This window comes from Curtobacterium sp. 18060, assembly GCF_902706105.1.
GTDB lineage: Bacteria > Actinomycetota > Actinomycetes > Actinomycetales > Microbacteriaceae > Curtobacterium.
In genome coordinates this window covers 44,968-59,572 of sequence record NZ_CACSJV010000006.1, presented here as the reverse complement: position 1 = coordinate 59,572, position 14,605 = coordinate 44,968, and the positions used below count along the sequence as shown (strand labels likewise).

At 66.8% G+C, this 14,605-nt stretch carries 8 protein-coding genes; 7 read left to right on the top strand and 1 reads right to left on the bottom strand.

The genetic code is table 11. From position 1 onward, the window contains the following. Positions 1–252: 252 nt before the first annotated feature. Together rpoB and rpoC are read left to right on the top strand one after the other, a co-directional pair. Positions 253–3,741, top strand: coding sequence for a DNA-directed RNA polymerase subunit beta (rpoB, locus tag GVL05_RS05005; RefSeq protein WP_111083490.1), 3,489 nt, complete (start codon positions 253–255; stop codon positions 3,739–3,741). Positions 3,742–3,786: 45 nt separating this feature from the next. After that, positions 3,787–7,668 carry a DNA-directed RNA polymerase subunit beta' gene (gene rpoC, locus GVL05_RS05000; protein ID WP_111083489.1) on the top strand — a complete coding sequence of 1,294 codons (3,882 nt, stop codon included), beginning with the start codon at positions 3,787–3,789 and terminating at the stop codon, positions 7,666–7,668. Positions 7,669–7,797: 129 nt separating this feature from the next. Here the strand turns inward: rpoC and GVL05_RS04995 are convergent, their stop codons facing one another. Continuing rightward, the gene (locus GVL05_RS04995) at positions 7,798–8,193 is read right to left on the bottom strand and encodes a VOC family protein (RefSeq protein WP_159571823.1); all 396 of its coding nucleotides are present in this window, start codon (positions 8,191–8,193) and stop codon (positions 7,798–7,800) included. Positions 8,194–8,278: 85 nt separating this feature from the next. On the opposite strand from GVL05_RS04995, the gene GVL05_RS04990 reads away from it, so the two are divergent. The 5 genes from GVL05_RS04990 (at position 8,279) to GVL05_RS20335 (ending at position 14,565) form a co-directional block, all read left to right on the top strand. Continuing rightward, entirely contained in the window at positions 8,279–9,307 is a 1,029-nt protein-coding gene (locus tag GVL05_RS04990; protein ID WP_159571820.1) for a GNAT family N-acetyltransferase, read from the top strand. A gap of 178 nt (positions 9,308–9,485) precedes the next feature. After that, positions 9,486–11,153 (top strand): GspE/PulE family protein, encoded by a 1,668-nt coding sequence (locus GVL05_RS04985; protein WP_111083486.1) that lies wholly within the window; start codon positions 9,486–9,488, stop codon positions 11,151–11,153. A 19-nt stretch (positions 11,154–11,172) separates the two neighbouring features. Next, positions 11,173–12,696: a type IV pilus twitching motility protein PilT gene (locus tag GVL05_RS04980; RefSeq protein WP_159571817.1), complete on the top strand. Its 1,524-nt coding sequence runs from the start codon at positions 11,173–11,175 to the stop codon at positions 12,694–12,696. Further along, a complete protein-coding gene (locus GVL05_RS04975; RefSeq protein WP_159571814.1) occupies positions 12,696–13,919 on the top strand; it encodes a type II secretion system F family protein in 1,224 nt (407 codons plus the stop codon). Before GVL05_RS04980 ends, GVL05_RS04975 begins: the two co-directional genes overlap by 1 nt. Before the next feature lie 196 nt (positions 13,920–14,115). After that, positions 14,116–14,565: a type II secretion system protein gene (locus tag GVL05_RS20335; RefSeq protein WP_123339460.1), complete on the top strand. Its 450-nt coding sequence runs from the start codon at positions 14,116–14,118 to the stop codon at positions 14,563–14,565. Positions 14,566–14,605 lie beyond the last annotated feature (40 nt).

Genomic DNA, 14,605 nt, shown 5'->3' with positions numbered 1-14,605 from the left:
CCGTGTCGTCATATTGCGGTCGACGCAGAGTTCTGAGTTGGACAAGCTCAACTCGCCCTGGTGCAGCCGGACCCGTATATGGCGGCGGGTCCCGCTCACGGAGATCATCCCACACGTGCACCGACGTTCCGCGTCAGGCACGCGTCGGCGTGGTCGCAGGGCAAGAACTCGCGGGGATCGCCGAGCGATCATCTACTCACCTACATGCTGCTCGTCAGTATCGGCCCGACGGGGCCTACGGAGGTCACACCCTTGGCTGCTGCGCCCAACGCATCCACCAACCCCAAGAACGGTCGCAACCACTCGCGACTCTCGTTCGCCAAGATCACGGACACCCTCACGGTTCCTGATCTGCTCGCACTCCAGACGGAGAGCTTCGACTGGCTCGTCGGCAACGACGTCTGGAAGGCCCGTCTCGCAGAGGGACAGGAGCAGGGTCGCACCGACCTCGCCCTGCACTCCGGGTTGGAGGAGATCTTCGAGGAGATCTCCCCGATCGAGGACCTCGGCGAGACCATGCAGCTCTCGTTCACGGCGCCCGAGCTCGAGGACCCCAAGTACTCGATCGACGACTGCAAGGAGCGCGGCAAGACCTACGCCGCTCCGCTGTACGTCAACGCCGAGTTCATGAACCACATGACGGGTGAGATCAAGACGCAGACGGTCTTCATGGGCGACTTCCCGCTCATGACCGAACGCGGCACGTTCATCATCAACGGCACCGAGCGCGTCGTCGTGTCGCAGCTCGTCCGTTCGCCCGGCGTGTACTTCGAGCGCCAGCAGGAGAAGACGTCCGACAAGGACATCTACTCCGCTCGCGTCATCCCCTCGCGTGGTGCGTGGCTCGAGTTCGAGATCGACAAGCGCGACCAGGTGGGCGTGCGCATCGACCGCAAGCGCAAGCAGTCCGTCACGGTCTTCCTCAAGGCGCTGGGTCTGACCAGCGAGGAGATCATGGAGGAGTTCCAGGGCTTCGCCTCGATCGAGTCGACCCTCGAGAAGGACGCCATCCTCACGAAGGAAGAGGCGCTCAAGGACATCTACCGCAAGCTGCGCCCGGGCGAGCAGGTCGCCGCCGAGGCCGCGCGTGCGCTGCTCGACAACTTCTACTTCAACTCGAAGCGCTACGACCTGGCGAAGGTGGGCCGCTACAAGGTCAACCGCAAGCTCGGGATCGACGCCCCGCTGTCCGACTCGGTGCTGACCGTCAAGGACATCGTCGCGACGATCAAGTACCTCGTGTCCCTGCACGCCGAGAAGACCACGCTGAACGGCGTGCGTGACGGCGAGCCGGTGCAGCTGCGCCTCGACGTGGACGACATCGACCACTTCGGCAACCGTCGCATCCGCGCCGTCGGCGAGCTCATCCAGAACCAGGTCCGCACGGGTCTGTCCCGCATGGAGCGTGTCGTCCGCGAGCGCATGACCACGCAGGACATCGAGGCGATCACGCCCCAGACGCTCATCAACGTGCGTCCGGTCGTCGCCGCGATCAAGGAGTTCTTCGGAACGTCCCAGCTGTCGCAGTTCATGGACCAGAACAACCCGCTCGCAGGCCTGACGCACAAGCGTCGTCTCTCGGCCCTCGGCCCGGGTGGTCTGTCCCGTGAGCGTGCCGGCGTCGAGGTCCGTGACGTCCACCCGTCGCACTACGGCCGCATGTGCCCGATCGAGACCCCGGAAGGCCCGAACATCGGCCTGATCGGTTCGCTCGCGTCGTTCGGTCGGATCAACTCGTTCGGCTTCATCGAGACCCCGTACCGTCGCGTCGTCAACGGCGAGGTCACGAAGACCATCGACTACCTGACCGCATCGGAAGAGGACGAGTTCGTCGTCGCGCAGGCCAACGCGCCGCTGACCGACTCGTTCCACTTCGCCGACGACAAGGTCCTCGTCCGCAAGAAGGGTGGCGAGGTCGAACTCGTCGCCAAGGGCGAAGTCGACTACATGGACGTCTCGCCGCGCCAGATGGTGTCGGTCGCGACCTCGCTCATCCCGTTCCTCGAGCACGACGACGCGAACCGCGCCCTCATGGGTGCGAACATGCAGCGTCAGGCCGTCCCGCTGCTCCGTTCCGAGTCGCCGCTCGTCGGTACCGGCATGGAGGGCTACACCGCGATCGACGCCGGTGACGTCGTCACCGCCGACAAGGCCGGTGTCGTCTCCGAGGTCTCGGCAGACGCCGTGACCCTGCAGCTCGACGAGGGTGGCACGCAGACCTTCTACCTGCGCAAGTTCGACCGCTCCAACCAGGGCACGAGCTACAACCACCGCGTGGTCGTCTCGGCCGGCGAGCGTGTGGAGCAGGGCGAGGTCATCGCCGACGGTCCCGCGACGGAGAACGGCGAGCTCGCGCTCGGCAAGAACCTCCTCGTCGCGTTCATGCCGTGGGAGGGCTACAACTACGAGGACGCGATGATCCTGTCGCAGAACCTCATCAAGGACGACACGCTCTCCTCGATCCACATCGAGGAGTACGAGGTCGACGCCCGCGACACGAAGCTCGGCAAGGAGGAGATCACCCGTGACCTCCCCAACGTCAGCCCGGACCTGCTGGCCGACCTCGACGAGCGCGGCATCATCCGCATCGGTGCCGAGGTCCGCCCCGGCGACATCCTGGTCGGCAAGGTCACGCCGAAGGGCGAGACCGAGCTCTCCGCTGAAGAGCGCCTCCTCCGCGCCATCTTCAACGAGAAGTCGCGCGAAGTGCGCGACACCTCGCTGAAGGTGCCCCACGGTGAAGAGGGCACGATCATCGGCGTCAAGGTGTTCGACTCGCAGGACGGCGACGACGAACTCGGCTCTGGTGTCAACCAGCGCGTGGTCGTCTACATCGCCCAGAAGCGCAAGATCACCGCGGGTGACAAGCTCGCCGGTCGTCACGGCAACAAGGGCGTCATCTCGACCATCCTCCCGGTCGAGGACATGCCCTTCCTCGCCGACGGCACCCCGGTCGACATCGTCCTGAACCCGCTCGGCGTCCCCGGCCGCATGAACTTCGGCCAGGTCCTCGAGATCCACCTCGGTTGGCTCGCCAAGCAGGGCTGGAACGTCGAGGGCATCCAGGAGTGGGCATCGGCCCTCCCCGAGGCAGCGCACAGCGCCGCTCCGGGCACGAAGGTCGCCACTCCGGTGTTCGACGGTGCGTACGAGCGCGAGATCGAGGGCCTCCTCGACTCGACGCTCCCGAACCGCGACGGCGAGCGCCTGATCGGCTCGTCCGGCAAGGCGCAGCTCTTCGACGGTCGCTCCGGCGAGCCGTTCCCCGAGCCCGTCTCGGTCGGCTACATGTACATCCTCAAGTTGCACCACCTGGTCGACGACAAGATCCACGCTCGTTCGACGGGTCCGTACTCGATGATCACGCAGCAGCCGCTGGGTGGTAAGGCGCAGTTCGGTGGCCAGCGATTCGGTGAGATGGAGGTGTGGGCGCTCGAGGCGTACGGCGCCGCTTACGCCCTCCAGGAGCTCCTGACGATCAAGTCCGACGACATCCTCGGCCGCGTGAAGGTCTACGAGGCGATCGTCAAGGGCGAGAACATCCAGGAACCGGGCATCCCCGAGTCCTTCAAGGTCCTCATGAAGGAGATGCAGTCGCTCTGCCTGAACGTCGAGGTCCTCTCGGCCGACGGCCAGGCGGTCAGCCTGCGCGACAACGATGACGAGGTCTTCCGCGCTGCGGAGGAGCTGGGCATCAACATCTCCTCGCGGTTCGAGTCGTCGTCCGTCGACGACATCTGATCCCGCCCGTACATCGAAGCCTGAATCAAGCAAGAGAGAAGAACATTGCTCGAAGCAACTTCCTTTGACGCCATTCGGATCGGCCTCGCGACCGCCGAGGACATCCGTCAGTGGTCGTACGGCGAGGTCAAGAAGCCGGAGACCATCAACTACCGCACCCTGAAGCCCGAGAAGGACGGTCTGTTCGGCGAGCAGATCTTCGGTCCTTCCCGCGACTGGGAGTGCGCCTGCGGCAAGTACAAGCGTGTCCGGTTCAAGGGCATCGTCTGCGAGCGCTGCGGCGTCGAGGTCACCAAGTCCTCGGTCCGTCGTGAGCGCATGGGCCACATCGAGCTCGCTGCCCCCGTCACGCACATCTGGTACTTCAAGGGCGTCCCGTCGCGCCTCGGGTACCTCCTCGACATGGCGCCGAAGGACCTCGAGAAGGTCATCTACTTCGCGGCGTACATGATCATCGACATCGATGAAGAGGGCCGTCACGCGGACATGCCCGGTCTCGAGAACGAGATGCGTCTCGAGATCAAGACCCTCGAGGGCCAGCGCGACTCGATCATCGCCGACCGCCTCAAGAAGCTCGAGGACGACCTCGCAGCCCTTGAGGAAGAGGGAGCGAAGGCCGACGTCAAGCGGCGCACCAAGGACACCGCCGAGAAGGAGATGTCCCAGGTCCGCAAGTCGTTCGACGAGGACATCACCCGTCTCGAGCGTGTGTGGGAGGACTTCCGCAACCTCAAGGTGGGCGACCTCAAGCCCGAGGACGCCGTCTTCCACGAGCTCCAGGACCGGTTCGGGATCTACTTCGACGCCTACATGGGCGCCGAGGCGATCAAGCTCCGGCTCGAGGCGTTCGACCTGGCTGCCGAGGCCGAGGCGCTGCGTCTGCAGATCGCCGAGGGCAAGGGCCAGAAGAAGATCCGTGCGATCAAGCGTCTGCGCGTCGTCAGCTCCTTCCTCGCCACCGGCAACTCGCCGGCAGCGATGGTGCTCGGCGTCGTGCCGGTCATCCCGCCGGAGCTGCGCCCGATGGTGCAGCTCGACGGTGGCCGTTTCGCCACGTCGGACCTCAACGACCTCTACCGTCGTGTGATCAACCGCAACAACCGTCTCCGCCGCCTGCTCGACCTCGGTGCCCCCGAGATCATCGTGAACAACGAGAAGCGCATGCTGCAGGAAGCCGTTGACGCGCTGTTCGACAACGGTCGTCGTGGACGTCCGGTCACGGGTACCGGCAACCGCGCCCTGAAGTCCCTGAGCGACATGCTCAAGGGCAAGCAGGGTCGTTTCCGCCAGAATCTGCTCGGCAAGCGCGTCGACTACTCGGGCCGTTCGGTCATCATCGTCGGCCCGCAGCTGAAGCTGCACCAGTGTGGTCTGCCCAAGCAGATGGCGCTCGAGCTCTTCAAGCCGTTCGTGATCAAGCGCCTGATCGACCTGTCGCACGCGCAGAACATCAAGTCGGCCAAGCGCATGGTCGAGCGTTCGCGTCCGCAGGTGTGGGACGTGCTCGAGGAGATCATCCGCGAGCGCCCCGTGCTGCTGAACCGTGCGCCGACGCTGCACCGTCTGGGCATCCAGGCGTTCGAACCGCAGCTCGTCGAGGGCAAGGCCATCCAGCTCCACCCGCTCGTGTGTGCTGCGTTCAACGCGGACTTCGACGGTGACCAGATGGCCGTGCACCTGCCGCTGTCGGTGGAGGCCCAGGCCGAGGCCCGCATCCTGATGCTCGCCTCGAACAACATCCTGAAGCCGTCCGACGGCCGTCCGGTGACCCTGCCCGCACAGGACATGATCATCGGTCTGCACCACCTGACGACCGTCCGCGAGGGCGCCGTCGGTGAGGGCCGTGCGTTCTCGTCGGTCGCCGAGGCGATCCTGGCCAACGACCAGCACACGCTGCACCTCAACGCCATGGCGAAGATCCGCATGACGGGTGTCCACTTCGCCGAGGGTGAAGCTCCCGAGGGCTACGAGCAGGGCGACACCGTCCTCCTCGAGACGACCCTGGGCCGTGCGCTCTTCAACGAGACCCTCCCGGCGAACTACCCGTTCGTCCAGAAGGTCACCGACAAGGGTGTGCTGTCCGCGATCGTCAACGACCTCGCCGAGCGGTACTCCAAGACCGAGACGGCCGCTGCGCTGGACCGGATCAAGGACGCCGGCTTCTACTGGGGCACGCGCTCCGGTGTGACCGTCGCCCTGTCGGACGTCGTGACGCCTCCTCGCAAGAAGGAGATCATCGCGGGCTACGAGATCCAGGCCGCCAAGGTGCAGGGCGAGTTCGACAAGGGTCTGATCACCGACTCCGAGCGTCGCGCCGACCTGATCAAGATCTGGACCGAGGCCACCAACGAGATCGCGCAGGAGATGCGGGACAACTTCCCCGTCGACAACACGATCAACCGCATGGTGTCGTCGGGTGCTCGTGGTAACTGGCTGCAGGTCCGCAACATCGCGGGTATGCGTGGTCTGGTGAACAACCCGAAGGGCGAGATCATCGCCCGCCCGATCATCAACTCGTACCGCGAGGGCCTGACCGTGGCGGAGTACTTCATCGCCACCCACGGTGCTCGCAAGGGTCTTGCCGACACCGCGCTCCGTACCGCGGACTCCGGGTACCTCACCCGTCGTCTCGTGGACGTCTCGCAGGACGTCATCATCCGCGAGGACGACTGCGGTACGACGCGTGGCCTCGAGCTGCCGATCGCGACCGTGGACGCGGACGGCAAGCTGGTCCGTGACCCGCGCGTCGAGAACACCGTGTACTCGCGCACCCTGGCCACCGAGGCCGTGGACGCCAAGGGCACGGTCGTCGCCGAGGCTCGTGAGGACGTCGGTGACGTGCTCCTCGAGAAGCTGCTGGCAGCCGGTGTCGAGAGCATCAAGGTGCGCTCGGTCCTGACCTGCGAGTCGGCCGTCGGTGTCTGCGCGAAGTGCTACGGCCGTTCGCTCGCCACCGGCAACCTGGTCGACATCGGTGAGGCAGTCGGCATCATCGCCGCGCAGTCCATCGGTGAGCCCGGTACCCAGCTGACGATGCGTACCTTCCACACGGGTGGTTCGGCCTCGGCCGATGACATCACCCAGGGTCTGCCGCGTGTCACGGAGCTCTTCGAGGCCCGTACGCCCAAGGGCGCGTCCCCGATCGCCGAGGCCCCCGGCCGCGTCGTCGTCGAGGACACGGACAAGGGTCGTCGGATCATCCTCACGCCGGACAACGGTGACGAGCCGTTCATCTACCCGGTGCTCAAGCGTGCGACGCTCCTCATCGAGGACAACCAGCACGTCGAGCTCGGCGAGCAGTTCATCGCCGGCACCGTCGACCCGAAGGAAGTCCTCCGGGTCAAGGGTGTCCGAGAGGTCCAGAAGCACCTGGTCAACGGTGTGCAGGACGTCTACGGCTCGCAGGGTGTGCCGATCCACGACAAGCACATCGAGGTCATCGTCCGTCAGATGCTCCGCAAGGTCACCGTCGTCGACCACGGCGACACCGACCTGCTGCCGGGTGAGCTCGTCGACCGGTCGCGCTACAACATGCTGAACCGCGCGGCGCTGCAGGAGGGTCGCAAGACCGCCTCGGCTCGCCAGGAGGTCATGGGCATCACGAAGGCGTCCCTCGCGACCGAGTCGTGGCTGTCCGCCGCTTCCTTCCAGGAGACCACCCGCGTGCTCACGCAGGCGGCCATGGAGGGCAAGCAGGACCACCTCGTCGGCCTCAAGGAGAACGTCATCATCGGTAAGCTCATCCCCGCCGGGACGGGTCTCAGCCGGTACCGCGACGTGGACGTGAACGCGACGGAAGAAGCGAAGGCAGAGCGGTACCCCAACCGCATCTTCGCGGACGACTCGTCGTTCTCGGACGCCGACCTGAGCTTCGTCGACTTCGACAGCTTCTCGTCGGACGACTTCACGCCGGGCACGTACAACTGAGTCTGATGTGATCCCACGAAGGCCCCGTCTCCGCAAGGAGGCGGGGCCTTCGTCGTGTCGTCACCACGTGACGGACAGGAGGCCCGGTGCCAGGCCGCCACGGGCCTCCCGGCCGTCGAGCGGGTGCGTCTAGAGCGCGCGGTCCGCGCCGCTGTCGCGTCCCGAACCGCGACCGGTCTCGTCCACGAGCGAGAACAGGCTGAGGACGTTGCCGTCGGGGTCGCGGACGTCGAACCAGTTCACGGCGCCGTCGACGCACTCGACAGGTCCGATGTCGATGCCGAGCGAGCCGATGCGAGCGTGCTGGGCTCCGACGTCGTCGACGCCGAACCGGACGCTCACGGGGTTCTCCTCGGCGGAGTCGTCCTCGTAGAGCTGGATCCAGATCCCGCCGACCTCGTACTCGGCGACACCGTCCTCGGGTTCGAGGTCCGGTTCGGTGCGCTCGAAGACGGCGCCGTACCAGAGGCAGGACGCCTCGATGTCGGTGACGGGCAGCCCCACGGTCACGCTCGTGATGTCCATGACTCATCATGGTCCCGGTCGGGCCTGCTCGTCGAGGGGCTTTCCGCGGTGCCTCGCCGCGCGGCGGAACTGGCAGGCTGGAGGGATGGCGACCCTGCGCGAACGGATCACGGCCCCGGCACACCTCTCGTTCCCCACGCCGATCGGCGGCCTGACGTTCCGCGCGGGCGCGCACGACGACGTCGGGGCGATGCACGCCGTCGCGGTCGCGTCGGCTGCGGTCGATGACCCGCACGCTCGTCCCTCCACAGCTGACCTCGAACGGTCGTTGTCCACCGAGGGGCTGGACGTCACCAGGGACACCGTGGTGGGGGTCGATGCTGGAGGGCATGTGCAGGCCTACGGCATCGTCATCGACGTCCCCTCCCGCGTCACCGCTGCGCGTGCCGTGCTCGACGGGGCGGTCCACCCCGACCTGCGCGGGCAGGGGATCGGACGGCGGGTGCTCGGATGGCAGGTCGGCCGGGCCCGGCAGCGCCTGGCGACGCTCGACGTCGACCTGCCGGCGACGCTCGAAGTCGGTGGACGGCAGGGGTCCTCGGCGCTGCGGCTGGCGGCGCACCACGACTTCGCGCCGGTGCGCACGTGGCTCGACATGCAGGTCGTGTTCGACGACCGCACGCCGGACACCGACGCAGTGCCCGTCCTGGGGGACGGGCTCGTCCTGCGGCCCGTCACGGCGGACGACATCGAACCGCTCCGGACGGCCAAGAACGACGCCTTCCGCGACCACTGGGGTTCCCAGCCGATGGTCGCGTCGGACTGGCGGGGGTTCCTCACCTCGGACAAGAGCCGGCTGGACCTGTCGCGGGCCGTCGTCGACGCCGACGGTTCGGTCGTGGCGTTCACGATCGTCGAGGTGGAGCCCGACGGGTTCGCTGCCCGGGGCCGTTCGTACGGGTACGTGCACTGGGTCGGCGTCGTGCGTGCAGCACGGGGGACGGGTCTCGCCCCGATCGTCCTCGACGCCACGCTGCAAGCGATCCGCGCCGACGGGCTGTCCGCGGCGGTGCTGCACGTCGACGCCGAGAACCCGAGCGGAGCCGGGCGCATCTACGAGCGACTCGGGTTCGTCGCCGGCGAGGTCCACGTCACCGCGTCGGCGTCGCTCTGACCGTCGCGTCGGGGATCCTGGACCCCAGTTCTGGGTGCATCCGGACCCCCTCCGCCCCCTCCTTCTGGGACTGCGGCCGACGACTGTCGCAGAAGTAGCGTGGTCGAGCGCCACATCCCTGGTGGTGCGGAACCCGACCACGTCTCGCCGCGCGCGAGTCCAAGGAGGCACAGGACTCATGGCGACCCTGTCCGAGATCCTCATCCTGAACGGCGCCCTGCCGATCGAGCACCTCGACTCGATGACGGGCGACGAGGACCTCGACGAGCGCGCGATCCGCGGCCTGGTCGACCAGGGCGTCGTGAGCGAGGCGCAGTTCATCACCGCCCGCGCGGCGTCGAACAACTCCCGCACCGTCCCGTTGACCGACTACCCGGTCGACGGCACCGCGGTCTCGATCCTCCCCGCTGCGCTCTGCCGTCGCCACGGTGTCCTCGGTGTCGGGTTCGAGGGCGAGCTGCTCATCCTCGCGATGGTCAACCCGACCAACGTGCTCGCGATCGACGATGCCCGCGCTGCGTCCGGCCGGCCGATCAAGCCGCTCCAGGTCGACGAGCGCGACCTGCTCACCGCGCTCGACCGCTACCTGCGTGCCGACGACGAGCTCAACGACCTGACCTCGTCGCTCGAAGAAGAAGCCTCGGTCAGCTCCTCGGCCCAGGTGGACCTGGCCGACGGTGCCCTCGACGACGTCCCGATCGTTCGCTTCGTGAACCTGCTCGTCTCGCAGGCCATCCAGGACCACGCCTCGGACATCCACATCGAGCCCGGTGAGCACGAGGTCCGGATCCGCTACCGCATCGACGGTGTGCTGCACGAGATGGCCCCGGCGCCGAAGAACATCCAGAACGGCGTCATCAGCCGCCTGAAGATCATGAGCGACATCGACATCGCCGAGCGTCGCAAGCCGCAGGACGGCCGCATGTCGGTCCGCCACGGTGGCCGCCAGATCGACCTCCGCGTGGCGACGCTGCCCACCGTGTGGGGCGAGAAGGTCGTCATGCGGATCCTCGACAACACGAACACGTCGCTGACCCTCAAGGACCTCAACCTCCTCGAGCAGAACTTCCAGGCGTACCAGCGGTCGTACTCGAAGCCGTACGGCATGATCCTGGTCACCGGGCCCACCGGCTCCGGCAAGTCCACGACGCTGTACACGACCCTGAACGCGGTCGCGAAGCCCGAGATCAACGTCATCACCGTCGAGGACCCGGTCGAGTACCGGATGGCCGGCATCAACCAGGTGCAGGTCAACCCGAAGGCCGGGCTGACCTTCGCCTCGGCGCTGCGCTCGATCCTGCGCTCCGACCCCGACGTCGTCCTGCTCGGTGAGATCCGCGACCACGAGACCGCCCAGATCGCCATCGAGGCATCTCTCACCGGCCACCTGGTGCTGTCCACCCTGCACACGAACGACGCCCCCTCCGCCGTGACCCGACTCACCGAGATGGACATCGAGCCCTTCCTGGTCGGCTCCGCGTTGGACTCCGTCGTGGCCCAGCGTCTGGCGCGACGGTTGTGCGACCGGTGCAAGGCCCCCGCCGTGTACGAGGCCGAACAGCTCCGTACCCTCGGGTTCCTGCGCCCCGGCGACGAGGTCCCGGCGTTCTTCGCCCCCATCGGCTGCGCGGTCTGCTCGAACACCGGGTACCGCGGCCGCATCGCCCTGCACGAGGTCATGACCGTCACCGAGGAGATCGAACGCCTCGCCGTCTCGCGCGCCTCGAGCGCCGAGATCAGCCGCGTCGCCCAGGCGCAGGGGATGCTGACGCTCCGCCAGGACGGCTTCGAGAAGGTCAAGCTCGGTCTCACGAGCGTCGACGAGATCCTGCGCGTGGTCGCGTAGTCACGAGAGAGCGCAGCAGATGACCGACTCCGTGTACGACATCACGCACCCCGGCGACGAGCCCGTCGCCGGCTGGCACCCGGGCAACCCCGGCACCGAGGTGGGCTCCCGCCGTGCAGCACGCCTGGCTGCCGCCGCAGCGTCGGCCCCTCCGGAGCAGGTGTACGACCTCGGGGACGACACTGCCGGATGGCCGGCACCGTCCGGGTCGCCCGTCGCCGTGCCCGTCGCGCAGCCGCTCGCCGCTCCGGCGACGCCGCCCGCCGGGGTGCCGTCGTCGATCGCGACCTACGGCTACGCCGAGGCGCCGACGCAGCAGCTCCCCACGGCTGGCGCCCCGGCACCGACCGCCACGATCGGCGGCGACATCGAGTTCTCCCGCCACGCGCGCGAGGTCGCCGACCCCGACCTGATCACCGCGCTCGCCCAGGTCGTGTACCAAGGCGCGTCCGACCTGCACGTCACCGCCGACGCACCGCCCACCGTCCGCGTCGATGGCTCGCTCCGTCCCGCGGTGCCCGGCGGCGCGTGGTCGCGCGGCAAGGTCATCGCCGCCCTCAAGACGATGCTGTCGGCCGAACAGGCCGGTCAGTTCGACCAGGAGCAGGAACTCGACTTCGCCTACTCGCTGTCGCCGGAGTACCGCTTCCGCGTGAACTTCTACCAGCAGCGTGGCAACTGGGGTGCCGCCTTCCGCATCATCCCCACCAAGATCAAGACGCTCAAGCAGCTCGGCATCCCCGAGCACGTCGGCGACTTCGCCGGCCTGCCCCGCGGACTCGTCCTGGTCACCGGCCCGACCGGTTCCGGCAAGTCCACGACCCTCGCCGCCCTGATCGACCTGGTGAACGAGAGCCGGGCCGACCACATCGTGACGGTCGAGGACCCGATCGAGTTCATGCACGAGCACAAGAAGGCGATCATCAACCAGCGCGAGGTCGGTGCCGACACGCACTCCTTCGCCGCCGCGCTGAAACACGTGCTGCGTCAGGACCCCGACGTCATCCTGATCGGGGAGCTCCGCGACCTCGAGACCATCTCGGTCGCGCTCACCGCCGCCGAGACCGGTCACCTGGTGTTCGCCACCCTGCACACGCAGAGCGCCCCCGGCACGATCGACCGAGTCATCGACGTCTTCCCGCCACACCAGCAGGGCCAGATCCGCACGCAGCTCGCGGCGACCCTGCAGGGCGTCGTCTGCCAGACCCTGGTGCCGAAGGCCAACGGTGTCGGCCGGGTCGTCGCCACCGAGATCATGACGATCACCCCCGCCATCGGCAACCTGATCCGCGAGGGCAAGACCTACCAGATCACCTCGGCCATGCAGGCCGGGCGTGACCTGGGCATGCACACCATGGACCAGGACCTCGCCGAACTGGTCAACGTCGGAACGATCTCGCGCAAGGCCGCAATGGAGAAGGTGCACGACGAAGAGGGCTTCGAACGCCTGGTGCAGCGCGTCGAGTCCCCGTCCGACTCCTCGGCAGCCGCGATCGCCGCCAGCGGGATCGACTTCGGCGACAAGTTCTCCGGAGGCTACTGATGTCCCTCGCATTCGACTACCGCGGGCGCGATGGTGCCGGCAAGCTCGTCAAGGGTCGTCTCGACGCCTCGTCCGAGGGCGCGGTCGTCCAGCGGCTCCGGGGCATGGGTGTCTCGCCGATCGCGATCACGGAGTCCAAGGCCGGCACCGGCCTGCAGACCGAGATCAAGATCCCGGGCTTCGAGAAGGGCGTCGGTCTCAAGGACCTCGCGATCATGTCGCGACAGGCCTCGACGATGCTCACCTCGGGACTCTCGCTGCTGCGCGCGCTGTCGATCCTCGCCGACCAGACCGAGAGCAAGAAGCTCAAGGAGATCCTCGGCAAGGTCCGCGACGACGTCGAACGTGGCGTCTCGTTCTCCGACGCGGTGGCGAAGTTCCCGGTCGAGTTCCCGCCGATCATGATCAACATGATCCGTGCGGGGGAGACCGGCGGGTTCCTCGACCAGGCAATGGACTCCATCGCCACCAACTTCGAGAAGGAGCACAAGCTCCGCTCGACGATCAAGTCGGCGATGACCTATCCGGTCGTGGTGCTGTGCATGTCCTTGGCCGCGGTCGTCATCATGCTCGTGTTCATCGTGCCGATCTTCCAGGGCATGTTCGAGTCGCTCGGCGGGCAGCTGCCGTTGCCGACGCTGATGCTCGTCTACCTGTCCCACGCGATGGTGTACGTCGGGCCGTTCCTCGCGGTCGCCGTGGTGGTCGGGTGGTTCTGGTGGCGGGCGAACAAGAACACCGACCGGGTGCGTCGGGTGATTGATCCGCTCCGGATGCGCCTTCCAGTGTTCGGGCAACTCAACCGCAAGATCGTGATGGCCCGCTTCGCTCGGAACCTGTCGAACATGATCGGGGCTGGTGTCCCTATTCTCGAGGCATTGCAGATCGCCGGACAGGTGTCGAACAACTTCGTCGTCGAGCAGGCATTGCGGCGCGTTTCCGACGCGGTTCGAAAAGGGGAATCAATCGCCGCCCCGCTCGAGCGGGAATCAGTGTTCCCGACGATGGTGACGCAGATGATCGCCGTCGGTGAGGACGCCGGTTCGATGGAATTGATGCTCGAACGGATCGCGGTCTTCTACGACAACGAGGTCGAGGCATCGACCGAGGCGCTGACCTCGCTGATCGAACCGCTGCTCATCGGGTTCCTCGGGGTGGTGGTCGGCGGCATGATCGTCGCGCTCTACCTGCCGATCTTCGAGATATCGTCGCTCGTCAAGTAGCGATCCAACAGCACGGGCCACCCTCCGACGGGGGTGGCCCGTGCTGTTCCACCCCCGGTACTGGGGGTATTTCGCACCCCCGATCACCCCCGTTCTCGGGATTCTGCACCGAACCTCGTGTGAATACGCTCGTCACCGGCGGCCGAGCAAGCCCCGGACACTTTCCCCATCACATTCCCGAAAGAATGGAAACACCATGTACTTCGCTCTCATGGGCAAGCTGAACGCTCGCCGCAAGGGTCTCCTCGAAGAGAACGAGAAGGGCTTCACGCTCATCGAACTCCTCGTCGTCGTGATCATCATCGGCATCCTCGCTGCGATCGCCATCCCGGTGTACCTGGGCATCACGAACAACGCGAAGGAATCGAGCACGAAGTCGGACATCACCAACTTCAAGACGGCCGTGATCAGCATCCAGTCGACCAGCGGTTCGTTCCCCGCCGCGGGGACGTACAACGGAACCACCGCGCTCACCACGGCGCTGAAGGGTGCGGGCGCGAGTCTGGGCAGCGACACGTCGTCGATCGCCTACACGATCGGCGGGACCACCACCGCGCCGACGTTCAAGATCGTCGGTACCAGCTCGACCAACAACACCTTCTGCACGTCGGACACCTCCGGCGTCGTCAGCGGTTCGACCTGCTGACATGACGTCCAGCGACGAGCCGTGACGTCCGTCACGGCTC